The following is a 17,712-nucleotide window of genomic DNA, read 5'->3' as shown; positions in this document are numbered from 1 at the left end:
ATGGCGTTAAATGTCCACTAATTTGTCACTCGTTGCCATAGGGTTAATTCGCGGCTAAACATAGGATCTGTCCTCAAGATTCCGATCAGGGCGCGTCATGGACTTCATTCTGTATGCGGTGCCGTTCTTCTTTGTGCTGATTGCCGTCGAACTGCTGGCCGACCGCTGGCGCGGGGTGAGCAATTATCGGGTGGCCGACGCGATCAACAGCATCAGCACCGGCGTGCTGTCCACCACGACGGGCCTGTTGACCAAGAGTGTGGGGCTGGTGACGTACGCATTTGCCCTCAAGCACCTGGCACTGTTCGAGCTCTCGGCCGACAGTGTCTGGGTCTGGGTGTTTGCCTTTGTCCTCTATGACTTCTGCTACTACTGGCTGCATCGCATGGGTCACGAACGCAATATCCTCTGGGCAGCGCATTCGGTGCATCACCAGAGCGAGGACTACAACCTCTCCACAGCGTTGCGCCAGACCAGTACCGGGTTTCTGCTGAGCTGGATTTTCTACCTGCCGATGGCCGTGCTCGGCGTGCCGCTGCTGGTGTTCATCAGCGTCGCCGCGTTGAATCTGCTGTACCAATTCTGGGTGCATACGCGGCACATTCCCAAGCTCGGCTGGTTCGAGTGGTTCTTCGTCACACCTTCCAATCATCGGGCCCACCATGCACAGAACGCTCTCTACATGGATCGCAACTACGGCGGGGTGTTCATTATTTGGGACCGTCTGTTTGGCTCGTTCCAGGAAGAAGACGACAACGAGCCGGTGATTTTCGGCGTGACCACGCCACTGGCGAGCTGGAATCCGATATGGGCAAACGTGCAGTTTTACGCGCAGCTCTGGGAGGACGCGCGGCGGGCTGAAAGCACCTGGGACAAGCTGCGGATCTGGTTCATGCGCACCGGTTGGCGGCCGGCGGACGTGGCGCAAAAGTTCCCGATGAACAAACCGGACCTGAGTCAGTTTCGCAAATTCGAAGTACCGCTGGATGGGCGTCAGCAGGTTTACGTCCTGTTGCAGTTCTGCGTCTACATCGCGCTGGGCAGCTACTTGATGAACTTCGAGCCGCATCTGCCGACCTCCGCATTGGTGCTCGGCTGGAGTGCGGTGGCCTTGGGTTTGTTTACGTTGGGCGTGGCCCTGGAGAATCGCCCGTGGGCGTTGAAGCTGGAGCTGCTGCGCCTGGCATCGAATGTGCCGCTGGTGTGGCTGGCGCCGCTGGTGGGGCTGTGGCCGGCCAGCGCGGTGGGCTGGGTCGGCCTGCTGAGTTACAGCCTGCTCAGCGGGATCGGTCTCTACTGTTGCAGAAACCGCATCACTCGGTTGGCGTCTTGACCTCGGCGGCCTTGGCCTGTTCGGCTTTCAAGGCCTGCTCGTCGGCGTAGACCTGCTTCGCCAGACGGGCGTTCTTGAAGCGTCGGCGCAACCACAGCACGACGCCCAGCACCAGCAGGGCGCCGAGCACCCATAGCTCGTACTTCTTGACGCTGCCTAGCATGCCTTCGAGCACCGCGCCGAAGTGATAGGCGGCGGCGGCCAGGGCGCTTGCCCAGATCGCGGCACCAATCCCGTTCAGCAGCAAGTAACGTCCTGGCGGATAGCCTGACAGGCCGATCGCCACCGGCATCACCGTGCGCAAACCGTAGACAAAGCGGAAGCTCAGCACCCAGATGTCCGGATGCCTGCGGATGTGTTCCAGCGCCCGATCACCCATCAACTGCCAGCGTGGCTTGCGCGCCAGCAGCTTGCGGCCGTGCTTGCGTCCCAGGAAGTACCACAGCTGATCGCCGGCATAACTGCCGAAAAAAGCCACGACCACCACCAGGTTGATGTCCATGTATCCACGGAACGCGAGGAAGCCCGCGAGCACCAGAATGGTTTCGCCTTCGAAGAACGTGCCGAGAAAAAGGGCAAAGTAGCCGAAGTCATGCAGAAGTTGTTGGAGCATTGTCTGGGTGCTGGCGAAATGAACGCGCAGCCTAACCCTTCGTGCACATTCATGAAAGTGTCCAAATGTGTCTCGACGTGAACATTTCCTACAAGGACAATGGAATGCGACTACCTGTCACAGGGGTGCACATAACTGTAATACGTTGGTCATAATGGCCGCTTATAACTGTCACGCTCGCCCGTTAGCGCGGGCTCAGGAGTCTGCCGTGAGCTTTACCCCCGCCAACCGTTTGTTCCCTGGAACCCGTCTGCGTCGTAACCGACGTGATGATTTTTCGCGTCGACTGGTACGTGAAAACGTCCTGACCGTCGATGACCTGATCCTGCCGGTGTTCGTGCTCGAGGGTGAAAACCGTCGTGAAGCGGTGGCCTCGATGCCTGGCGTTGAACGCCTGACCATCGACCTGTTGCTGGAAGAAGCGGCCAAGTGGGTCGAGCTGGGCATTCCGGCCGTGGCGCTGTTCCCGGTCACGCCGCCCGAACTCAAGTCGCTGGACGCCGCCGAAGCCTGGAATCCCGAGGGCATTGCGCAGCGCGCCACCCGCGCGCTGCGTGCGCAGTTCCCTGAACTGGGCGTGATCACCGACGTCGCGCTGGACCCGTTCACCACCCACGGTCAGGACGGCATCCTCGACGAAGAAGGCTATGTGCAGAACGACATCACCGTCGATGCGCTGGTCAGGCAGGCCCTGTCCCACGCCGAAGCCGGCGCTCAGGTGGTGGCCCCGTCGGACATGATGGACGGTCGCATCCAGGCGATCCGCGAAGCCCTTGAACTGGCCGATCACGTCAACGTGCGGATCATGGCCTATTCGGCGAAGTACGCCAGCGCCTATTACGGCCCGTTCCGCGATGCGGTGGGGTCGGCGCTGAACCTGGGCAAGGCCAACAAGGCCTCCTATCAGATGGACCCGGCCAACAGCAACGAAGCCCTGCACGAAGTGGCGGCGGACTTGTCAGAAGGCGCGGACATGGTCATGGTCAAGCCAGGCATGCCGTACCTGGACATCCTTTACCGGGTCAAGGAAGAATTCAAAGTGCCGACCTTTGTCTATCAGGTCAGCGGTGAATACGCCATGCACATGGCGGCGATCCAGAATGGCTGGTTGAGCGAAGGGGTTATCCTCGAATCCCTGACCGCTTTTAAACGTGCAGGCGCTGATGGCATCCTGACTTACTTTGCCGTTCGTGCTGCTCAACTGTTACGAGAGCAAAAATAGCCCTCCCAGGAACATTCGATGAATACCGAAGGACTCACTGAAGTTGCAGTACAAGAGGCTCAACCTGTGGTGGAGCAGATCGCCGAAACCCCGCCGGTGCTGGAGCCTGCTCCGCCCGCGGTGGTGGTCGAAACCGCGCCGGCGGCGCCAGCGATTGTCGTTCCAGGCCTGGATGACAGCAGCCTGTACATCCATCGCGAGCTCTCGCAACTGCAGTTCAATATCCGCGTACTGGAACAGGCGCTGGATGAGTCCTACCCGTTGCTGGAGCGGCTGAAGTTCCTGCTGATTTTCTCCAGCAACCTGGACGAGTTCTTCGAAATTCGTGTGGCCGGCCTCAAGAAGCAGATCACCTTCGCCCGTGAACAGGCCGGCGCCGATGGTCTGCAACCGCACCAGGCCCTGGCCCGGATCAGCGAACTGGTGCACGGTTACGTAGACCGCCAGTACGCGATCCTCAACGACATTCTGTTGCCGGAACTGGAGAAACATCAGGTCCGCTTCATCCGTCGCCGTTACTGGACCACCAAGCTCAAGACCTGGGTTCGCCGTTATTTTCGCGACGAGATCGCGCCGATCATCACCCCGATCGGCCTCGACCCGACGCACCCGTTCCCGTTGCTGGTGAACAAGAGCCTGAACTTTATCGTCGAGCTCGAAGGCATCGACGCCTTCGGTCGCGATTCCGGTCTGGCGATCATCCCGGCGCCGCGTCTGTTGCCTCGCATCATCAAGGTCCCGGAAGAAGTCGGCGGCCCTGGCGACAACTATGTATTCCTGTCGTCGATGATCCACGCGCACGCCGATGACCTGTTCCAGGGCATGAAGGTCAAGGGCTGCTACCAGTTCCGCCTGACCCGAAACGCCGACCTGGCCGTCGACACCGAAGACGTGGAAGACCTGGCCCGCGCCCTGCGCGGCGAACTGTTCTCCCGTCGCTACGGTGACGCGGTACGCCTGGAAGTGGCCGATACCTGCCCGAAACACCTGTCCGATTACTTGCTCAAGCAGTTCAACCTGCACGAGACCGAGTTGTACCAGGTCAACGGCCCGGTCAACCTGACCCGTCTGTTCAGCATCACCGGCCTCGACAGTCAGCGCGAGCTGCAATACCTGCCGTTCACGCCGCAGATCCCGAAACTGCTGCAGAACAGCGAGAACATTTTCAGCGTGATCAGCAAGCAGGACATCCTGCTGCTGCACCCGTTCGAGTCGTTTACGCCTGTCGTCGATTTGCTGCGCCAGGCTGCCAAGGACCCGCATGTACTGGCGGTCCGTCAGACGCTGTACCGCTCCGGCGCCAACTCGGAAATCGTTGATGCGCTGGTGGATGCGGCGCGTAACGGCAAGGAAGTCACTGCGGTGATCGAATTGCGTGCGCGGTTCGACGAAGAGTCCAACCTGCAACTGGCCAGCCGTCTGCAGGCGGCCGGTGCGGTGGTGATCTACGGCGTGGTCGGCTTCAAGACCCACGCCAAGATGATGCTGATCCTGCGTCGCGAGGCCGGCGAGATTGTGCGTTACGCCCACTTGGGTACGGGTAACTACCACGCCGCCAACGCCCGTTTGTACACCGACTACAGCTTGCTGACCTCCGATGACGCCTTGTGCGAAGACGTCGGCAAACTGTTCAGCCAGCTGATCGGCATGGGCAAGACCCTGCGCATGAAGAAGCTGCTGCACGCGCCGTTCACGTTGAAGAAGGGCATGCTCGACATGATTGCCCGTGAGACTCAGTTCGCCCTCGATGGCAAACCGGCGCATATCATCGCCAAGTTCAACTCGCTGACCGATCCGAAGATCATCCGTGCGTTGTACAAGGCCAGCCAGTCAGGCGTGCGCATCGATCTGGTGGTGCGTGGCATGTGCTGCCTGCGTCCAGGCATCGCCGGGGTTTCGCACAACATCCACGTGCGCTCGATCATCGGTCGCTTCCTGGAGCACACGCGAGTCTTCTACTTCTTGAATGGCGGTGACGAGCAGATGTTCCTGTCCAGTGCCGATTGGATGGAGCGCAACCTCGACAAGCGCGTCGAGACTTGCTTCCCGGTGGAAGGCAAGAAGCTGATCATGCGGGTCAAGAAAGAGCTGGAGCTTTACCTGACCGACAATACTCACAGCTGGAGCCTGCAGGCGGACGGTCGTTACATCCGCAACACGCCAACCGGCAACCAGAACCCGCGCAGTGCGCAGGCCACGTTGCTGGAGCGCTTGGGCAGTCCGATTCTGGCTGTGCGTTGACCCTGCACGCTGCATAAAAAATGGCGATCCCTGCGGATCGCCATTTTTGTTTGTAGCGAGATGCCTGTGGCGAGGGAGCTTGCTCCCGCTGGACTGCGCAGCAGTCCCTCTTTTGGGGGCGCTTCGCACCCCAGCGGGAGCAAGCTCCCTCGCCACAGGGATTGTGTTCGCTCCGGGTTTTTAGCGGACGTTCAGGGTGAAACCGACCCGCGTCAGCCACTCCGCTTCCAGGGCGAAGTCGGCCTGGGTCAGCTGGTTTTCGTCCAGCCAGTTCTCCGGGAACTGCACATCCAGGCTGTGGCCATTGGCGTGCAACACCACCTGAGGCATTTCCTGGGTGCCGCGGATGTGATGGAACAGGATCGCAAAGCGCAGCAGTACGCACAGGCGAATCAGCTTGATGCCATCGTCGCCAAAATCGGCAAACCGGTCCTTGGGAATATTGCGGCGGTGGCCGCGCACCAGTAGCGCGAGCATCAGTTGGTCTTCGCGGGAGAACCCGGCAAGGTCCGAGTGCTCGATCAGGTACGAGCCGTGTTTGTGATACTGATAGTGAGCGATGTCCAGGCCCACTTCATGGACCTTGGCGGCCCAGCCCAGCAACTCGCGCCAGACGCCGTCATCCAGATCCCAATCCTCGGCCACCTGATCGAAGGCATGCAGCGCCTTGCGTTCGACCCGTGCCGCTTGCTCCAGATCGACGTGGTAACGCTCCATCAGTGAGCTGAGCGTGCGCTCACGGACGTCTTCATGATGATGACGGCCCAGCAGGTCATAGAGCACGCCTTCGCGCAGGGCGCCTTCACAGTGGTCCATGCGCTGGAGTTCGAGGGCATCGAAGATTGCTTCGAGAATGGCCAGGCCGGCCGGGAAAATCGCCCGGCGGTCAGGCTTGATGCCCTCAAAGTCGATTTTCTCGACGTCGCCGAGTTTGATCAGCTTGCGCTTGAGCCAGGCCAGGCCCAGGGCGTTGACCTCGCCCGAGCCATGACCGCCGGCCTTCAGCGCCAGGCCGATGGCGCGGATGGTGCCCGAGGAGCCGATGGCTTCATCCCAGGTCAGGCGGTGCAGGGCGTGTTCAATGCTCATGATCTCCAGCCGCGCCGCCGTGTACGCCTGGGCGTAGCGGGCCGGGGTGATCTTGCCGTCCTTGAAATAGCGCTGGGTGTAGCTGACGCAACCCATTTGCAGGCTTTCGCGCAGCAGCGGTTCGAAGCGCTGGCCGATGATGAATTCAGTACTGCCGCCGCCGATGTCGGCCACCAGGCGCTTGCCCGGGGTGTCGGCGAGGGTGTGGGACACACCGAGGTAGATCAGGCGCGCTTCTTCGCGGCCGGAGATGACTTCTACCGGGTGACCGAGGATTTCTTCGGCGCGGTGGATGAATTCGTTGCGGTTGCGGGCTTCACGCAGGGCGTTGGTGCCGACGATCCGCACGGCGCCCTGGGGCATACCGTTGATCAGTTGGGCGAAGCGCTTGAGGCAATCGAGCCCGCGCTGCATGGATTCTTCACTGAGCTGGCGCTCTTCGTCGATGCCCGCGGCCAGCTGGACCTTCTCCCCGAGACGCTCGAGAATACGGATTTCGCCGTTCTGGGCCTTGGCCACGACCATGTGAAAGCTGTTGGAGCCCAGGTCGATTGCGGCGATCAGGGACAGATTCTTGGCTTGGGATTGCGGCATGGTCAGGGGGTCTCGGTCGATAACCCAGACATCGTGCCACGATCAAACGCTGACGCCAACGCGCAGTGTTCAAACCCTTGATCCTGCGCAACCCTGTAGATGACCGCAGCGCGGTCAATCGCGGGCAAGCCCGCGATGAGGCCATCAGAGACCTTAAAGAGCTTTCAGGCTGTCGCTTCCACAGTACCAATGAAATTCGCCAGCTCCGCCGTCTGCGGATTCGCGAACAGAATCTTCGGATCCCCGACCTCATGCACCTTCCCCAGATGCATGAACACCAACTTATCCCCAACCTCCCGGGCAAAGCGCATTTCATGGGTGACCATGATCAGCGTCATACCCTCTTTGGCCAATTGCCGAACCACGCTCAGCACCTCATTGACCAATTCCGGGTCCAGCGCCGAGGTGATCTCGTCACACAGCAACACCTTGGGTGACATCGCCAGCGCACGGGCAATCGCCACGCGCTGTTGTTGCCCGCCGGACAGCCGATCCGGGAAGGCATCAAACTTCTCGCCGAGCCCGACCCGTTCCAGCATCTCCCGCGCCAACTCCGCCGCTCTGGCCTTGGGCACTTTCTGCACCACCTGGGGCGCGAGCATCACGTTTTCGCCCACGGTCAGGTGCGGGAACAGGTTGAACTGCTGAAACACCATCCCGACTTTCTGCCGCAGGCTGCGCAGGTCGGCGCGGGCGGCATCGAGGTATTCGCCATCGACTTCGATGACCCCGTCGTTGATCGACTCCAGGCCATTCAACGTGCGCAGCAACGTCGATTTGCCCGAGCCGCTGCGGCCGATGATCGCCACCACCTGGCCTTCCTCGACGCTCAGGTCGATGCCTTTGAGCACATGGTGGTCGCCGTAATATTTATGCAGGGCGGAAATTCTAAGCAGAGGCATGCAGTCTCCTTTCCAGGTAGCGCGCACTGAGGGACAAGGGGTAGCAGAGCAGGAAGTAACCGAGGGCCACGAGGCCGTAGACCATGAACGGTTCGAAGGTTGCGTTGGCGAGCATGCCGCCGGTCTTGGTCAGCTCGGTGAAGCCGATGATCGAGGTCACGGCGGTGCCTTTGACCACTTGCACCGAGAAACCCACGGTCGGCGCCACGGCGATGCGCAAGGCTTGTGGCAGGATCACGTAGCGCAGTTGCTCCAGCGGGTTGAGTGCCAGGCTTGACGAGGCTTCCCACTGACCGTGGGGGATCGACTCGACGCAACCGCGCCAGATCTCCGCCAGGTAAGCGCTGGTGAACAGCGTCAGGGCTATCGCCGCTGCCATCCACGGCGAAATCTCCAGGCCGGCCAATGCCATACCGAAGAACACCAGAAACAGCTGCATCAACAGCGGCGTGCCCTGAAACAGCTCGATGTAGGTGCGGGCGAAACTGCGCGGCAGGGCTTTCTTTGAGATGCGCATGACCATGATCAGCAAGCCGATCAACCCGCCGCCGATAAACGCCACCAGCGACAGCGCCAGCGTCCATTGCAGGCCTGTGAGCAGGTTGCGCACGATGTCCCAGAAGGTGAAATCGCTCATTGGCCGCTCCTTGCTATGTAGCGACGGCCGATCCAGTTCAGTAACTGACGGATCAGCAGCGCCATGCACAGGTAAAGCAATGTGGTCAGGGCATAGGTTTCAAAGGCGCGGAAGTTGCGCGACTGAATGAAGTTGGCGGCAAAACTCAGTTCTTCGGTGGCGATCTGCGAGCAGACCGCCGAGCCGAGCATGACGATGATGATCTGGCTGCTCAGCGCCGGCCACACTTTGCCCAGCGCTGGCAGCAGGATCACGTGGCGGAAGGCTTCGAGCCGGGTCATCGCCAACGCTGCAGCGGCTTCCAGTTGCCCACGGGGAATCGCTTGAATGCCAGCGCGGATGATCTCGGTGGAATAAGCCCCGAGGTTGACCACCATGGCCAGCACCGCGGCCTGCCATTCGGAAATCTGCACGCCCAGCGATGGCAAACCGAAGAAGATGAAAAACAGCTGCACCAGAAACGGCGTGTTGCGGATCAACTCGACGTAGACCCCGAAAATCGCCGAGAACGGGCGGATGTTCCAGGCCCGCACCAGCGCCCCGACGATGCCCAGGCCCACGCCGAGCACCGCGCCGATGGCCGTCAGTTCAAGGGTGAACAGCGCACCGCGCAACAGCAGGTCGGTGTTTTGCACCACCGGTATGAAGTCGAACTGATAAGACATATCGAGTCTCCCGAGCGACGATCAGAGATCGGCCGGCAGCGGCTCTTTGAGCCAGGTCTGTGAATTCTTTTCCAGCGCGCCGTCGGTCTTGGCAGTGGCGAGGATCTGGTTGACCTTGCCCAGCAACGCCGGCTCGTTCTTGTTCACACCCACGTAGACCGGCGAATCCTTGAGCTTCACTTTCAGTGCCGGCACGCGTTTCGGGTTTTTCTCGCTGATCGCCACCATCACCACGTTGCCGCTGGCGATCAGGTCGACCTGGCCGGCGAGGTAGGCGGCGATGGTCGAGTTGTTGTCCTCGAAGCGCTTGATGGTCACGCCTTCGGGGGCAACCTTGGTCAGCTCGATGTCTTCGATGGCGCCACGGGTGACGCTGACGGTTTTGCCCTTGAGGTCGTCCAGGCCTTTGATATCGGCGTCCGGCGGGCCGAACACCGCCAGGTAGAACGGCGCATAGGCGCTGGAAAAATCGATGACTTTCTCACGCTCGGGGTTCTTGCCGAGGCTGGAAATCACCAGGTCGACTTTACCGGTGGTGAGGAACGGGATGCGGTTGGTGCTGTTGACCGGCGTCAGCTCAAGTTTGACCTGGAGCTGGTCGGCCAGCAGTTTCGCGGTGTCGATATCGAGGCCGCGGGGTTTCATGTCCGGACCGACCGAGCCGAACGGCGGGAAGTCCTGAGGCACGGCCACCTTGAGGACGCCGCGCTTGACCACCTGGTCCAGGCCGTCGGCGTGGGCGGGCATCTGGCTCAGCATCAGGCTGGCAAACAGGGAAGCGAGGAGGGCGCTGTAACGCAGGGTCATGGCAAATCTCCGGATCGGCGAGGAATGATTTCTGCGGATCGACAGAGCACGGGCCATGCCAACATCGGGGTTTAGCGGTGCGAAGCCACGGTTTTGCTGGCGTTGTACGGTCTTACTGGTCTGAACAGTCGTGCCGCGTTTCGCACTCCGATAGCGCATCGTTGGTCATCGCCGAACCCCGGTGGGGCACGACTTGCCGGGCGCCGCGAATAGCTTTAAAACTAGCCGCTCATTCGCCTGGTTCGTCTGAAAACCATGAACTCGATCTCCCGAGCCGTACCTGAAGTGGCGCTGCAAGCCATCCGCAAATTGATCGCCGAGCAAGGATTCGGGCCGGGGGATGCCTTGCCCTCGCAACGTGACCTGGCGGTGCAGTTGGGGGTGAGTCGGGCGTCGTTGCGCGAGGCGTTGTCGTCATTGAGTGCGTTGGGTGTGATCAGCATTCAGCCGGGCAAGGGCGTGTTCGTGCAGGCACCGGTGGAATTGCCGCGATTCGATGCGACGCCGGGCTGGCCGTTCGCGGCCCAGGCTTCGCCGCTGGACATCTTCCAGTTGCGCTATGCCCTTGAAGGTTTTGCCGCCGGGCTGGCTGCCGTGACGTTGAGCACCGATGAGCTCGATGCTTTGGAGGACAACGTCGCTGCGATGCGCAATGAATTGAAGGTGGGCGATTTTGAGGCGGCGGCACGCCTGGACTTCGAATTCCACCGGCGCATCCTGCTGGCCAGCGGCAATCAGGCGATGCTGAGCATTCTCAGCGCCAGCGCCGACATCTTTCTGGAGAGCCAGAAGCTACCGTTCATCCGGGCAGAGCGAGCCATGGAAACCTGGCAGGAGCATCGTAAAATTCTCCGCGCGCTGGCCCGGCGCTCGTCCGGCGCGGCGCAGAAGGCCATGCACGAACATGTGCGCAACGCCGCCCTGCGCACCGGGATTGCCTTCGTTGCTCCCGCCACGTCCTGACTTGAGCTATACCCAAACTCATGCACCACCATAGCGAGACTCAATCATCTGCACCTTCCTGAACGAAGGAAGGGCGGCTATGATGGGCCACGTTTTTTTGCTTACAACCTGGAGACTTCCATGAGCAGCGATCTTATCAAACACGTTAGCGACGCTAGCTTCGAGGCCGACGTACTCAAGGCCGAAGGCGCTGTACTGGTCGACTACTGGGCTGAATGGTGCGGCCCTTGCAAAATGATCGCTCCTGTTCTGGACGAGATTGCTGAAACCTACAAAGGCAAGCTGACCGTTGCCAAACTGAACATCGACGAAAACCAGGAAACCCCGGCCAAGCATGGCGTGCGTGGCATCCCGACCCTGATGCTGTTCAAGAACGGCAACGTTGAAGCGACCAAGGTCGGCGCACTGTCGAAGTCGCAACTGGCGGCTTTCCTCGACGCCAACATCTAAGCGTCGCTGTAAAGTGTCCGAAAAAAGGCCCCGCATATTGCGGGGCTTTTTCGTTATTGAGGGCTAGACGCTCCGAAACTCAGGTGGTACATTCGGCCCCGCACTGGTTTCTCCATTGCCCCCTGCTAGCCGTCGCCGACGCACTCCTTTTCGAATAAGTACGCGATCCTGTCGCCTTCTCTGCGGCGCGGCCTCATTAAGCCAAAAGCTTAATTTCCCCCCCTCCATAAATGATTACGTCATTCCTATATGAATCTGACTGAACTCAAGCAAAAGCCGATTACCGAACTGCTCGAATTGGCCGAACAGATGGGCATAGAAAATATGGCCCGTTCGCGCAAGCAGGACGTGATTTTCTCCCTGCTCAAAAAGCACGCTAAAAGCGGCGAGGAAATCTCCGGTGATGGCGTGCTGGAGATTCTCCAGGACGGCTTCGGCTTCCTGCGCTCCGCTGACGCTTCCTATCTCGCCGGCCCGGACGATATCTACGTCTCGCCGAGCCAGATCCGCCGCTTCAACTTGCGCACCGGTGACACCATCGTTGGCAAGATCCGCCCTCCGAAGGAAGGCGAGCGTTATTTCGCGCTGCTCAAGGTCGACACGATCAACTACGATCGTCCCGAGAACGCGAAAAACAAGATTCTCTTCGAGAACCTGACCCCGCTGTTCCCGACCGTGCGCATGAAGATGGAAGCCGGCAACGGTTCCACCGAAGACTTGACCGGTCGTGTCATCGACCTGTGCGCCCCGATCGGCAAAGGCCAGCGCGGTCTGATCGTTGCACCGCCGAAAGCCGGTAAAACGATCATGCTGCAGAACATCGCGGCGAACATCGCACGTAACAACCCTGAAGTTCACCTGATCGTGTTGCTGATCGACGAACGTCCGGAAGAAGTGACCGAAATGCAGCGCACCGTGCGCGGCGAAGTGGTTGCCTCGACGTTCGACGAGCCACCGACCCGCCACGTGCAGGTTGCCGAAATGGTGATCGAGAAGGCCAAGCGCCTGGTCGAACACAAGAAAGACGTGGTGATCCTGCTCGACTCCATCACCCGTCTGGCTCGCGCCTACAACACCGTGATCCCGAGCTCCGGCAAAGTGCTCACCGGTGGTGTCGATGCCCATGCCCTGGAGAAACCGAAACGTTTCTTCGGCGCTGCGCGGAACATCGAAGAAGGCGGTTCGCTGACCATCATCGCCACCGCACTGGTTGAAACCGGTTCGAAGATGGACGAAGTGATCTACGAAGAATTCAAAGGCACGGGCAACATGGAACTGCCGCTGGATCGTCGTATCGCTGAAAAACGCGTCTTCCCGGCCATCAACATTAACCGTTCCGGCACTCGCCGCGAAGAGTTGCTGACCGCCGACGACGAGTTGCAGCGCATGTGGATCCTGCGCAAGCTGCTGCACCCGATGGACGAAATCGCCGCCATCGAGTTCCTGGTCGACAAGCTGAAAACGACCAAGACCAACGACGAGTTCTTCCTGTCGATGAAACGCAAGTAACACGCAGTCCGCTGCAAAAAAGAGCGCCCCGAACAGGGCGCTTTTTTTTTGTGCATGAGATTTGTGTCTTGATTGATAACTTTCACCTCGCCGCGATGTCCCTTTCGAATCGGTTTTGTATCGGATACGACAAGGGACGTTATGCATACATTTGGCAGTCGCCGTGACATTGACGGCTTGCGGGCTCTGGCCGTTATTCCGGTCGTGCTCTTTCACTTCGGTTTCAGCACGTTCAGCGGTGGCTTCGTTGGCGTTGATGTTTTCTTTGTCATTTCCGGGTTCCTGATTACCAGCATCCTGTTCCGTGAGATCAGTGCGCAGCGTTTCAGCTTCGTCGATTTCTGGGCGCGCCGTGCACGACGCATCATTCCGGCGCTGAGCGTGGTGCTGTTGGTCACACTGGCACTGGGCTGGTTATTGCTGACCGCCAAGGACTTCTCCGAGCTGGGGAGGACTGTGCGTTATCAGGCGCTGTTCATTTCAAACATTCTGTTCATGCGCGAAGACGGTTACTTCCAGCCGGCGTCGGATTTGAAGCCGTTGCTTCATACCTGGTCCCTGGCCGTTGAGGAGCAGTACTACATCTTCTTTCCGCTGTTGATGGTGTTGTTGATGCGCCATGTTCGCCATTGGCGCTGGATGCTGTTTGCTGTGCTGTTGATCTCTTTCGGGCTGAACATCGCATATATCGATCGTAAACCCGACTTCACTTTCTTTTCGCTGCCAACGCGTGCCTGGGAGTTGTTATGCGGCGCGATGCTCGCGGTCCTGCCTGCGCGCAAACACGCTGTTCGACCCTGGCTCGCTCAGTCTGTGGGTGCTGCCGGGTTGGCGGCTGTTCTACTGGCGGTGTTCACGTTTGACCGGGGGACGGTGTTTCCAGGCTGGGCAGCGTTGTTGCCGGTACTCGGTGCCACCGCGCTGATCTGGTCGGGCGGGCAGGGTTCGACCTGGGCCGGCCAGCTGTTGAGTGCTCGCGTGTTCGTCTGGATCGGTTTGCTCTCCTATTCCTTCTATCTGTGGCATTGGCCGGTCTACGTCTATGCCAATGCCATTTCGATCGACGGTATTCAGCCCTGGGAGGCTGCAGGCTGGATACTGCTGGCGCTGGGCCTGGCCTGGTTGAGCTGGCGCTTCGTCGAGCTGCCGTTCCGTGATAAACGCCTGCTGGCCGGACGCAAGCCCGTGCTGGTCGGCGGCTTGATGGCGATGGCTGTCCTCGCGGTGACGGGCTCCGTCGTGCGTTCGCAGGAGGGTTTCCCCCAGCGTCTGAGCGGCAAAGCGCTGGAATATGCGCAGGCCAGGGAATGGCGCGCCGGGCAGATGAAATGCATGCTGGTGACCAAGGACAAGACGTTCGACAAGGCCTGTCTGCTCGGTGGCAATCAGGAGGTCCCGGCCACCCGACTGGTCTGGGGCGATAGCCATGCCGCGGCGTTGATGCCGGCCATTGAAAGTGGCGCCAGGCGCGAGGGTCGCCCGGTGTGGCTTTACAGCATGAGCGCCTGTCCGCCGGTCCTCAGCGATGACCCGCGCCAGCGCTGCAAGGACTTCAACGAACAGACCATGGAGCAGGTTCGTCGCCTGCAGATCAAGGACGTGGTGCTGGCATCCAACTGGAGTCTTTACGTTTACGGTCGTGAAGACGGCGACAAAAAGGTCTTGCTTAACTCCCGCGACAATACGGCTCAGGCTGAGGCGCGCATGGCTTCGGCGATCGAAGCGCGGGTGGCGGCGATCAGGGCTACGGGCGCGCAAGTCTGGCTGTTCAAGGAAGTGCCGCTGCAGCGCAAGGGCGCCATCAGCCGGCTGACGAGTCTTGCCCGGATCGGGCGTTCGGCCGACGGACTGGGGCGCCCGCTCGATGAGCACCTGGCTCGCCAGCATTTTCTCGGCGGCTTGTTCGATTCGATGAGCGCCGCCGACCCCGGCGTGCACGTCATTGACCCAACGCCACTGATGTGTGCGGACAACGTCTGCGGCATCGAGGTCAATGGGCATTCGAAGTACAAGGATGAGGATCATCTCTCGGACACTGGCAGCGCCCGGCTGAGCCCGCTGTTTACGCCGATGCTGCTGGGTGCAAATCGCAATTGATCGTGCTGTTTTAACGCCAGAGCAGGTAGGATGTACGCCTATTTTCGGGGTGGCATCTTCAATGAAATTCAAGGACCTTCGGGATTTCGTGCAGCAACTTGAGCAGCGCGGAGAGTTGAAACGCATCCAGATTCCCGTCTCTCCAGTGCTGGAGATGACGGAAGTCTGCGACCGCACGCTACGGGCCAAAGGCCCGGCGCTGTTGTTCGAGAACCCCACCGGCTACGACATCCCGGTTCTGGGCAACCTGTTCGGCACCCCCGAGCGGGTGGCCATGGGCATGGGCGCCGAAGCGGTGAGCGAACTGCGCGAGATCGGCAAGCTTCTGGCGTTCCTCAAGGAGCCCGAGCCACCGAAAGGCCTGAAAGACGCTTGGTCCAAGCTGCCGATCTTCCGCAAGATCATCGCCATGGCGCCCAAGGTCGTCAAAGACGCGGTGTGCCAGGAAGTGGTCATCGAAGGCGAAGACGTCGATCTCGCGATGCTGCCGGTGCAGACCTGCTGGCCCGGCGACGTCGCCCCGCTGATCACTTGGGGCCTGACCGTCACCAAGGGTCCGAACAAGGACCGCCAGAACCTCGGCATCTACCGTCAGCAAGTGATCGGCCGTAACAAGGTCATCATGCGTTGGCTGAGTCACCGTGGCGGCGCGCTGGATTACCGCGAGTGGTGCGAGAAGCATCCGGGCCAGCCGTTCCCGGTGTCTGTAGCGCTTGGCGCCGACCCGGCGACCATTCTCGGCGCCGTAACGCCGGTGCCGGACAGCCTCTCCGAATACGCGTTCGCCGGCCTGCTGCGTGGCAACCGCACCGAACTGGTGAAGTGCCGCGGCAACGACCTGCAAGTGCCGGCCACCGCCGAAATCATCCTCGAAGGTGTGATTCATCCCGGCGAAATGGCCGACGAAGGTCCCTACGGCGACCACACCGGCTACTACAACGAAGTCGACAGCTTCCCGGTGTTCACCGTCGAGCGCATTACCCATCGGATCAAACCGATCTACCACAGCACCTACACCGGTCGTCCGCCGGATGAACCGGCGATCCTCGGCGTGGCGCTGAACGAAGTGTTCGTGCCGATCCTGCAGAAGCAGTTCCCGGAGATCACCGATTTCTACCTGCCGCCGGAAGGTTGCTCGTACCGCATGGCCATCGTGACCATGAAGAAGTCGTATCCCGGCCATGCCAAGCGGGTAATGCTCGGTGTCTGGTCGTTTTTGCGACAGTTCATGTACACCAAGTTCGTTATTGTCACCGATGACGATATCAACGCACGGGACTGGAACGACGTGATCTGGGCCATCACCACGCGCATGGACCCCAAGCGCGACACGGTGATGATCGACAACACGCCGATCGACTACCTCGATTTCGCCTCGCCGGTCTCCGGCCTGGGGTCGAAAATGGGGCTCGATGCCACGCATAAATGGCCGGGCGAAACCACGCGCGAGTGGGGCCGGGTGATCGTCAAGGATGATGCCGTGACCCAGCGGATCGATGCCATCTGGAATCAGTTAGGAATAGATTGATGCGTGTAACCTTGCAGCCCTCCGGAGCGGTGCTTGAGATTCTGCCCGGCGAGCGGATTCTCGATGGCGCACGCCGTCTGGGCTATGAATGCCCTCAAAGCTGCCGCAACGGCAATTGCCACGTGTGCGCCGCGCTGCTGGTGGAAGGACGGGTCGAACAGGCCGGCGATGTGCGCGACCATGGCGAGTTCTACACTTGCATAGCAGAGCCGCTGGAAGACTGCATCGTGCTGTGGGATGGCGTGCTTGCGCAGGGAGAATTGCCGGTGCGCAGCTTGTCATGTCAGGTCATTGAGTGCAGGGACGTCGGCGGCGACACCTGGCGCGTGCGCCTGCGCGCACCGGCGGGCAAGCCGCCGCGTTATCACGCCGGTCAGTATTTGATGATCGAGCGGGAAAGCGGCGAGAAGTCCGCTTTCTCCCTGGCCTCGGCGCCCCACAGCGGGCGCGATCTGGAAATCCATGTACTGGCGCGCGAAAGCAGTGCGCTGAGCCTGATCGAACAGCTGCAACGCAATCCGATGGTGCGGATCGAAATGCCGTTCGGTGATACCCACCTGGCGGAATTGCCGGACGGGCCGTTGGTGTTGATCGCTGCGGGTACGGGCATGGGCCAGATCCACAGCCTGATCGAACATTGCCGGGCTTCGGGCTTCAAGCATCCGGTGCATCTGTATTGGGGGGTGCGTCGTCCCGAAGACTTTTATGAGATCGAACATTGGGATGAATGGCTGAAACTGCCCAATCTGTTCCTGCATAAAGTCGTCAGCGATCAATGTGGCTGGCCGGGGCGCTGCGGGATGCTGCATGAGGCGGTGTGTGAGGATTTCCCGGATTTGAAAGCGCTGCATGTCTACGCCAGCGGTTCTCCGGCAATGGTCTACGGCACGCTGGATGCGCTGGTGGAAGCGGGGATGGATGCTCATCAGATGCGTGCGGATGTGTTTGCGTACGCGCCGCGCGCTTGAATCGCGATATTGATCCGCGCGTTCAATCGTTATAACTTCATATATAGCCGATCGGTATTTATAAATTTATATAAATGCCGGTAGGTTATATGTC

The 17,712-nt window shown here is 60.3% G+C and carries 15 protein-coding genes; 9 read left to right on the top strand and 6 right to left on the bottom strand.

Features of this window, described 5'->3' with window-relative positions:
* The first annotated feature begins 97 nt into the window (after positions 1 to 97).
* Positions 98 to 1,333, top strand: coding sequence for a sterol desaturase family protein (locus ACM6IQ_RS01400; protein WP_414877932.1), 1,236 nt, complete (start codon positions 98 to 100; stop codon positions 1,331 to 1,333).
* Here ACM6IQ_RS01400 and ACM6IQ_RS01395 read toward each other — a convergent pair.
* Positions 1,314 to 1,946 carry a DedA family protein gene (locus ACM6IQ_RS01395; RefSeq protein WP_414877931.1) on the bottom strand — a complete coding sequence of 211 codons (633 nt, stop codon included), beginning with the start codon at positions 1,944 to 1,946 and terminating at the stop codon, positions 1,314 to 1,316. The genes ACM6IQ_RS01400 and ACM6IQ_RS01395 overlap by 20 nt on opposite strands.
* A 208-nt stretch (positions 1,947 to 2,154) precedes the next feature.
* Between ACM6IQ_RS01395 and hemB the strand changes: the two genes are divergently transcribed.
* Positions 2,155 to 3,168, top strand: a complete 1,014-nt coding sequence (gene hemB / locus ACM6IQ_RS01390) for a porphobilinogen synthase (RefSeq protein WP_017341410.1) — start codon at positions 2,155 to 2,157, stop codon at positions 3,166 to 3,168.
* An 18-nt stretch (positions 3,169 to 3,186) separates the two neighbouring features.
* A complete protein-coding gene (gene ppk1 / locus ACM6IQ_RS01385; protein WP_017341409.1) occupies positions 3,187 to 5,409 on the top strand; it encodes a polyphosphate kinase 1 in 2,223 nt (740 codons plus the stop codon).
* Positions 5,410 to 5,589: 180 nt separating this feature from the next.
* Here ppk1 and ppx read toward each other — a convergent pair whose 3' ends face one another.
* The 5 genes from ppx to ACM6IQ_RS01360 form a co-directional block, all read right to left on the bottom strand.
* Entirely contained in the window at positions 5,590 to 7,092 is a 1,503-nt protein-coding gene (gene ppx / locus ACM6IQ_RS01380; RefSeq protein ID WP_414877930.1) for an exopolyphosphatase, read from the bottom strand.
* A 164-nt stretch (positions 7,093 to 7,256) separates the two neighbouring features.
* On the bottom strand, positions 7,257 to 7,994 hold the full coding sequence (locus tag ACM6IQ_RS01375; RefSeq protein ID WP_017341407.1) for an amino acid ABC transporter ATP-binding protein: 738 nt from the start codon (positions 7,992 to 7,994) through the stop codon (positions 7,257 to 7,259).
* A complete protein-coding gene (locus ACM6IQ_RS01370) occupies positions 7,981 to 8,631 on the bottom strand; it encodes an amino acid ABC transporter permease (RefSeq protein ID WP_414877929.1) in 651 nt (216 codons plus the stop codon). The genes ACM6IQ_RS01375 and ACM6IQ_RS01370 overlap by 14 nt, the downstream gene beginning before the upstream one ends.
* Complete coding sequence (locus tag ACM6IQ_RS01365; protein WP_017341405.1) at positions 8,628 to 9,296, bottom strand: amino acid ABC transporter permease; 669 nt, start codon at positions 9,294 to 9,296, stop codon at positions 8,628 to 8,630. Before ACM6IQ_RS01365 ends, ACM6IQ_RS01370 begins: the two co-directional genes overlap by 4 nt.
* A gap of 21 nt (positions 9,297 to 9,317) precedes the next feature.
* Entirely contained in the window at positions 9,318 to 10,103 is a 786-nt protein-coding gene (locus ACM6IQ_RS01360; protein ID WP_414877928.1) for a transporter substrate-binding domain-containing protein, read from the bottom strand.
* Positions 10,104 to 10,358: 255 nt separating this feature from the next.
* On the opposite strand from ACM6IQ_RS01360, the gene ACM6IQ_RS01355 reads away from it, so the two are divergent.
* From ACM6IQ_RS01355 to ACM6IQ_RS01330, 6 genes are all read left to right on the top strand, one after another.
* A complete protein-coding gene (locus tag ACM6IQ_RS01355) occupies positions 10,359 to 11,066 on the top strand; it encodes a FadR/GntR family transcriptional regulator (RefSeq protein WP_017341403.1) in 708 nt (235 codons plus the stop codon).
* Between the two features lie 120 nt (positions 11,067 to 11,186).
* Positions 11,187 to 11,516 carry a thioredoxin TrxA gene (gene trxA, locus ACM6IQ_RS01350; RefSeq protein ID WP_003206727.1) on the top strand — a complete coding sequence of 110 codons (330 nt, stop codon included), beginning with the start codon at positions 11,187 to 11,189 and terminating at the stop codon, positions 11,514 to 11,516.
* Positions 11,517 to 11,765: 249 nt separating this feature from the next.
* The gene (gene rho / locus ACM6IQ_RS01345; protein ID WP_007942421.1) at positions 11,766 to 13,025 is read left to right on the top strand and encodes a transcription termination factor Rho; all 1,260 of its coding nucleotides are present in this window, start codon (positions 11,766 to 11,768) and stop codon (positions 13,023 to 13,025) included.
* Positions 13,026 to 13,166: 141 nt separating this feature from the next.
* Positions 13,167 to 15,122 carry an acyltransferase family protein gene (locus tag ACM6IQ_RS01340; protein WP_414877927.1) on the top strand — a complete coding sequence of 652 codons (1,956 nt, stop codon included), beginning with the start codon at positions 13,167 to 13,169 and terminating at the stop codon, positions 15,120 to 15,122.
* A 61-nt stretch (positions 15,123 to 15,183) separates the two neighbouring features.
* Positions 15,184 to 16,650: a 4-hydroxy-3-polyprenylbenzoate decarboxylase gene (gene ubiD / locus ACM6IQ_RS01335; protein ID WP_017341401.1), complete on the top strand. Its 1,467-nt coding sequence runs from the start codon at positions 15,184 to 15,186 to the stop codon at positions 16,648 to 16,650.
* Positions 16,650 to 17,618 carry a CDP-6-deoxy-delta-3,4-glucoseen reductase gene (locus tag ACM6IQ_RS01330; RefSeq protein ID WP_017341400.1) on the top strand — a complete coding sequence of 323 codons (969 nt, stop codon included), beginning with the start codon at positions 16,650 to 16,652 and terminating at the stop codon, positions 17,616 to 17,618. The genes ubiD and ACM6IQ_RS01330 overlap by 1 nt, the downstream gene beginning before the upstream one ends.
* Positions 17,619 to 17,712: the final 94 nt, after the last annotated feature.

It is taken from the genome of Pseudomonas sp. IT-P100 (genome assembly GCF_949767185.1).
Lineage (GTDB): Bacteria > Pseudomonadota > Gammaproteobacteria > Pseudomonadales > Pseudomonadaceae > Aquipseudomonas > Aquipseudomonas fluorescens_B.
This window is presented reverse-complemented; position numbering and strand designations above follow the sequence as displayed.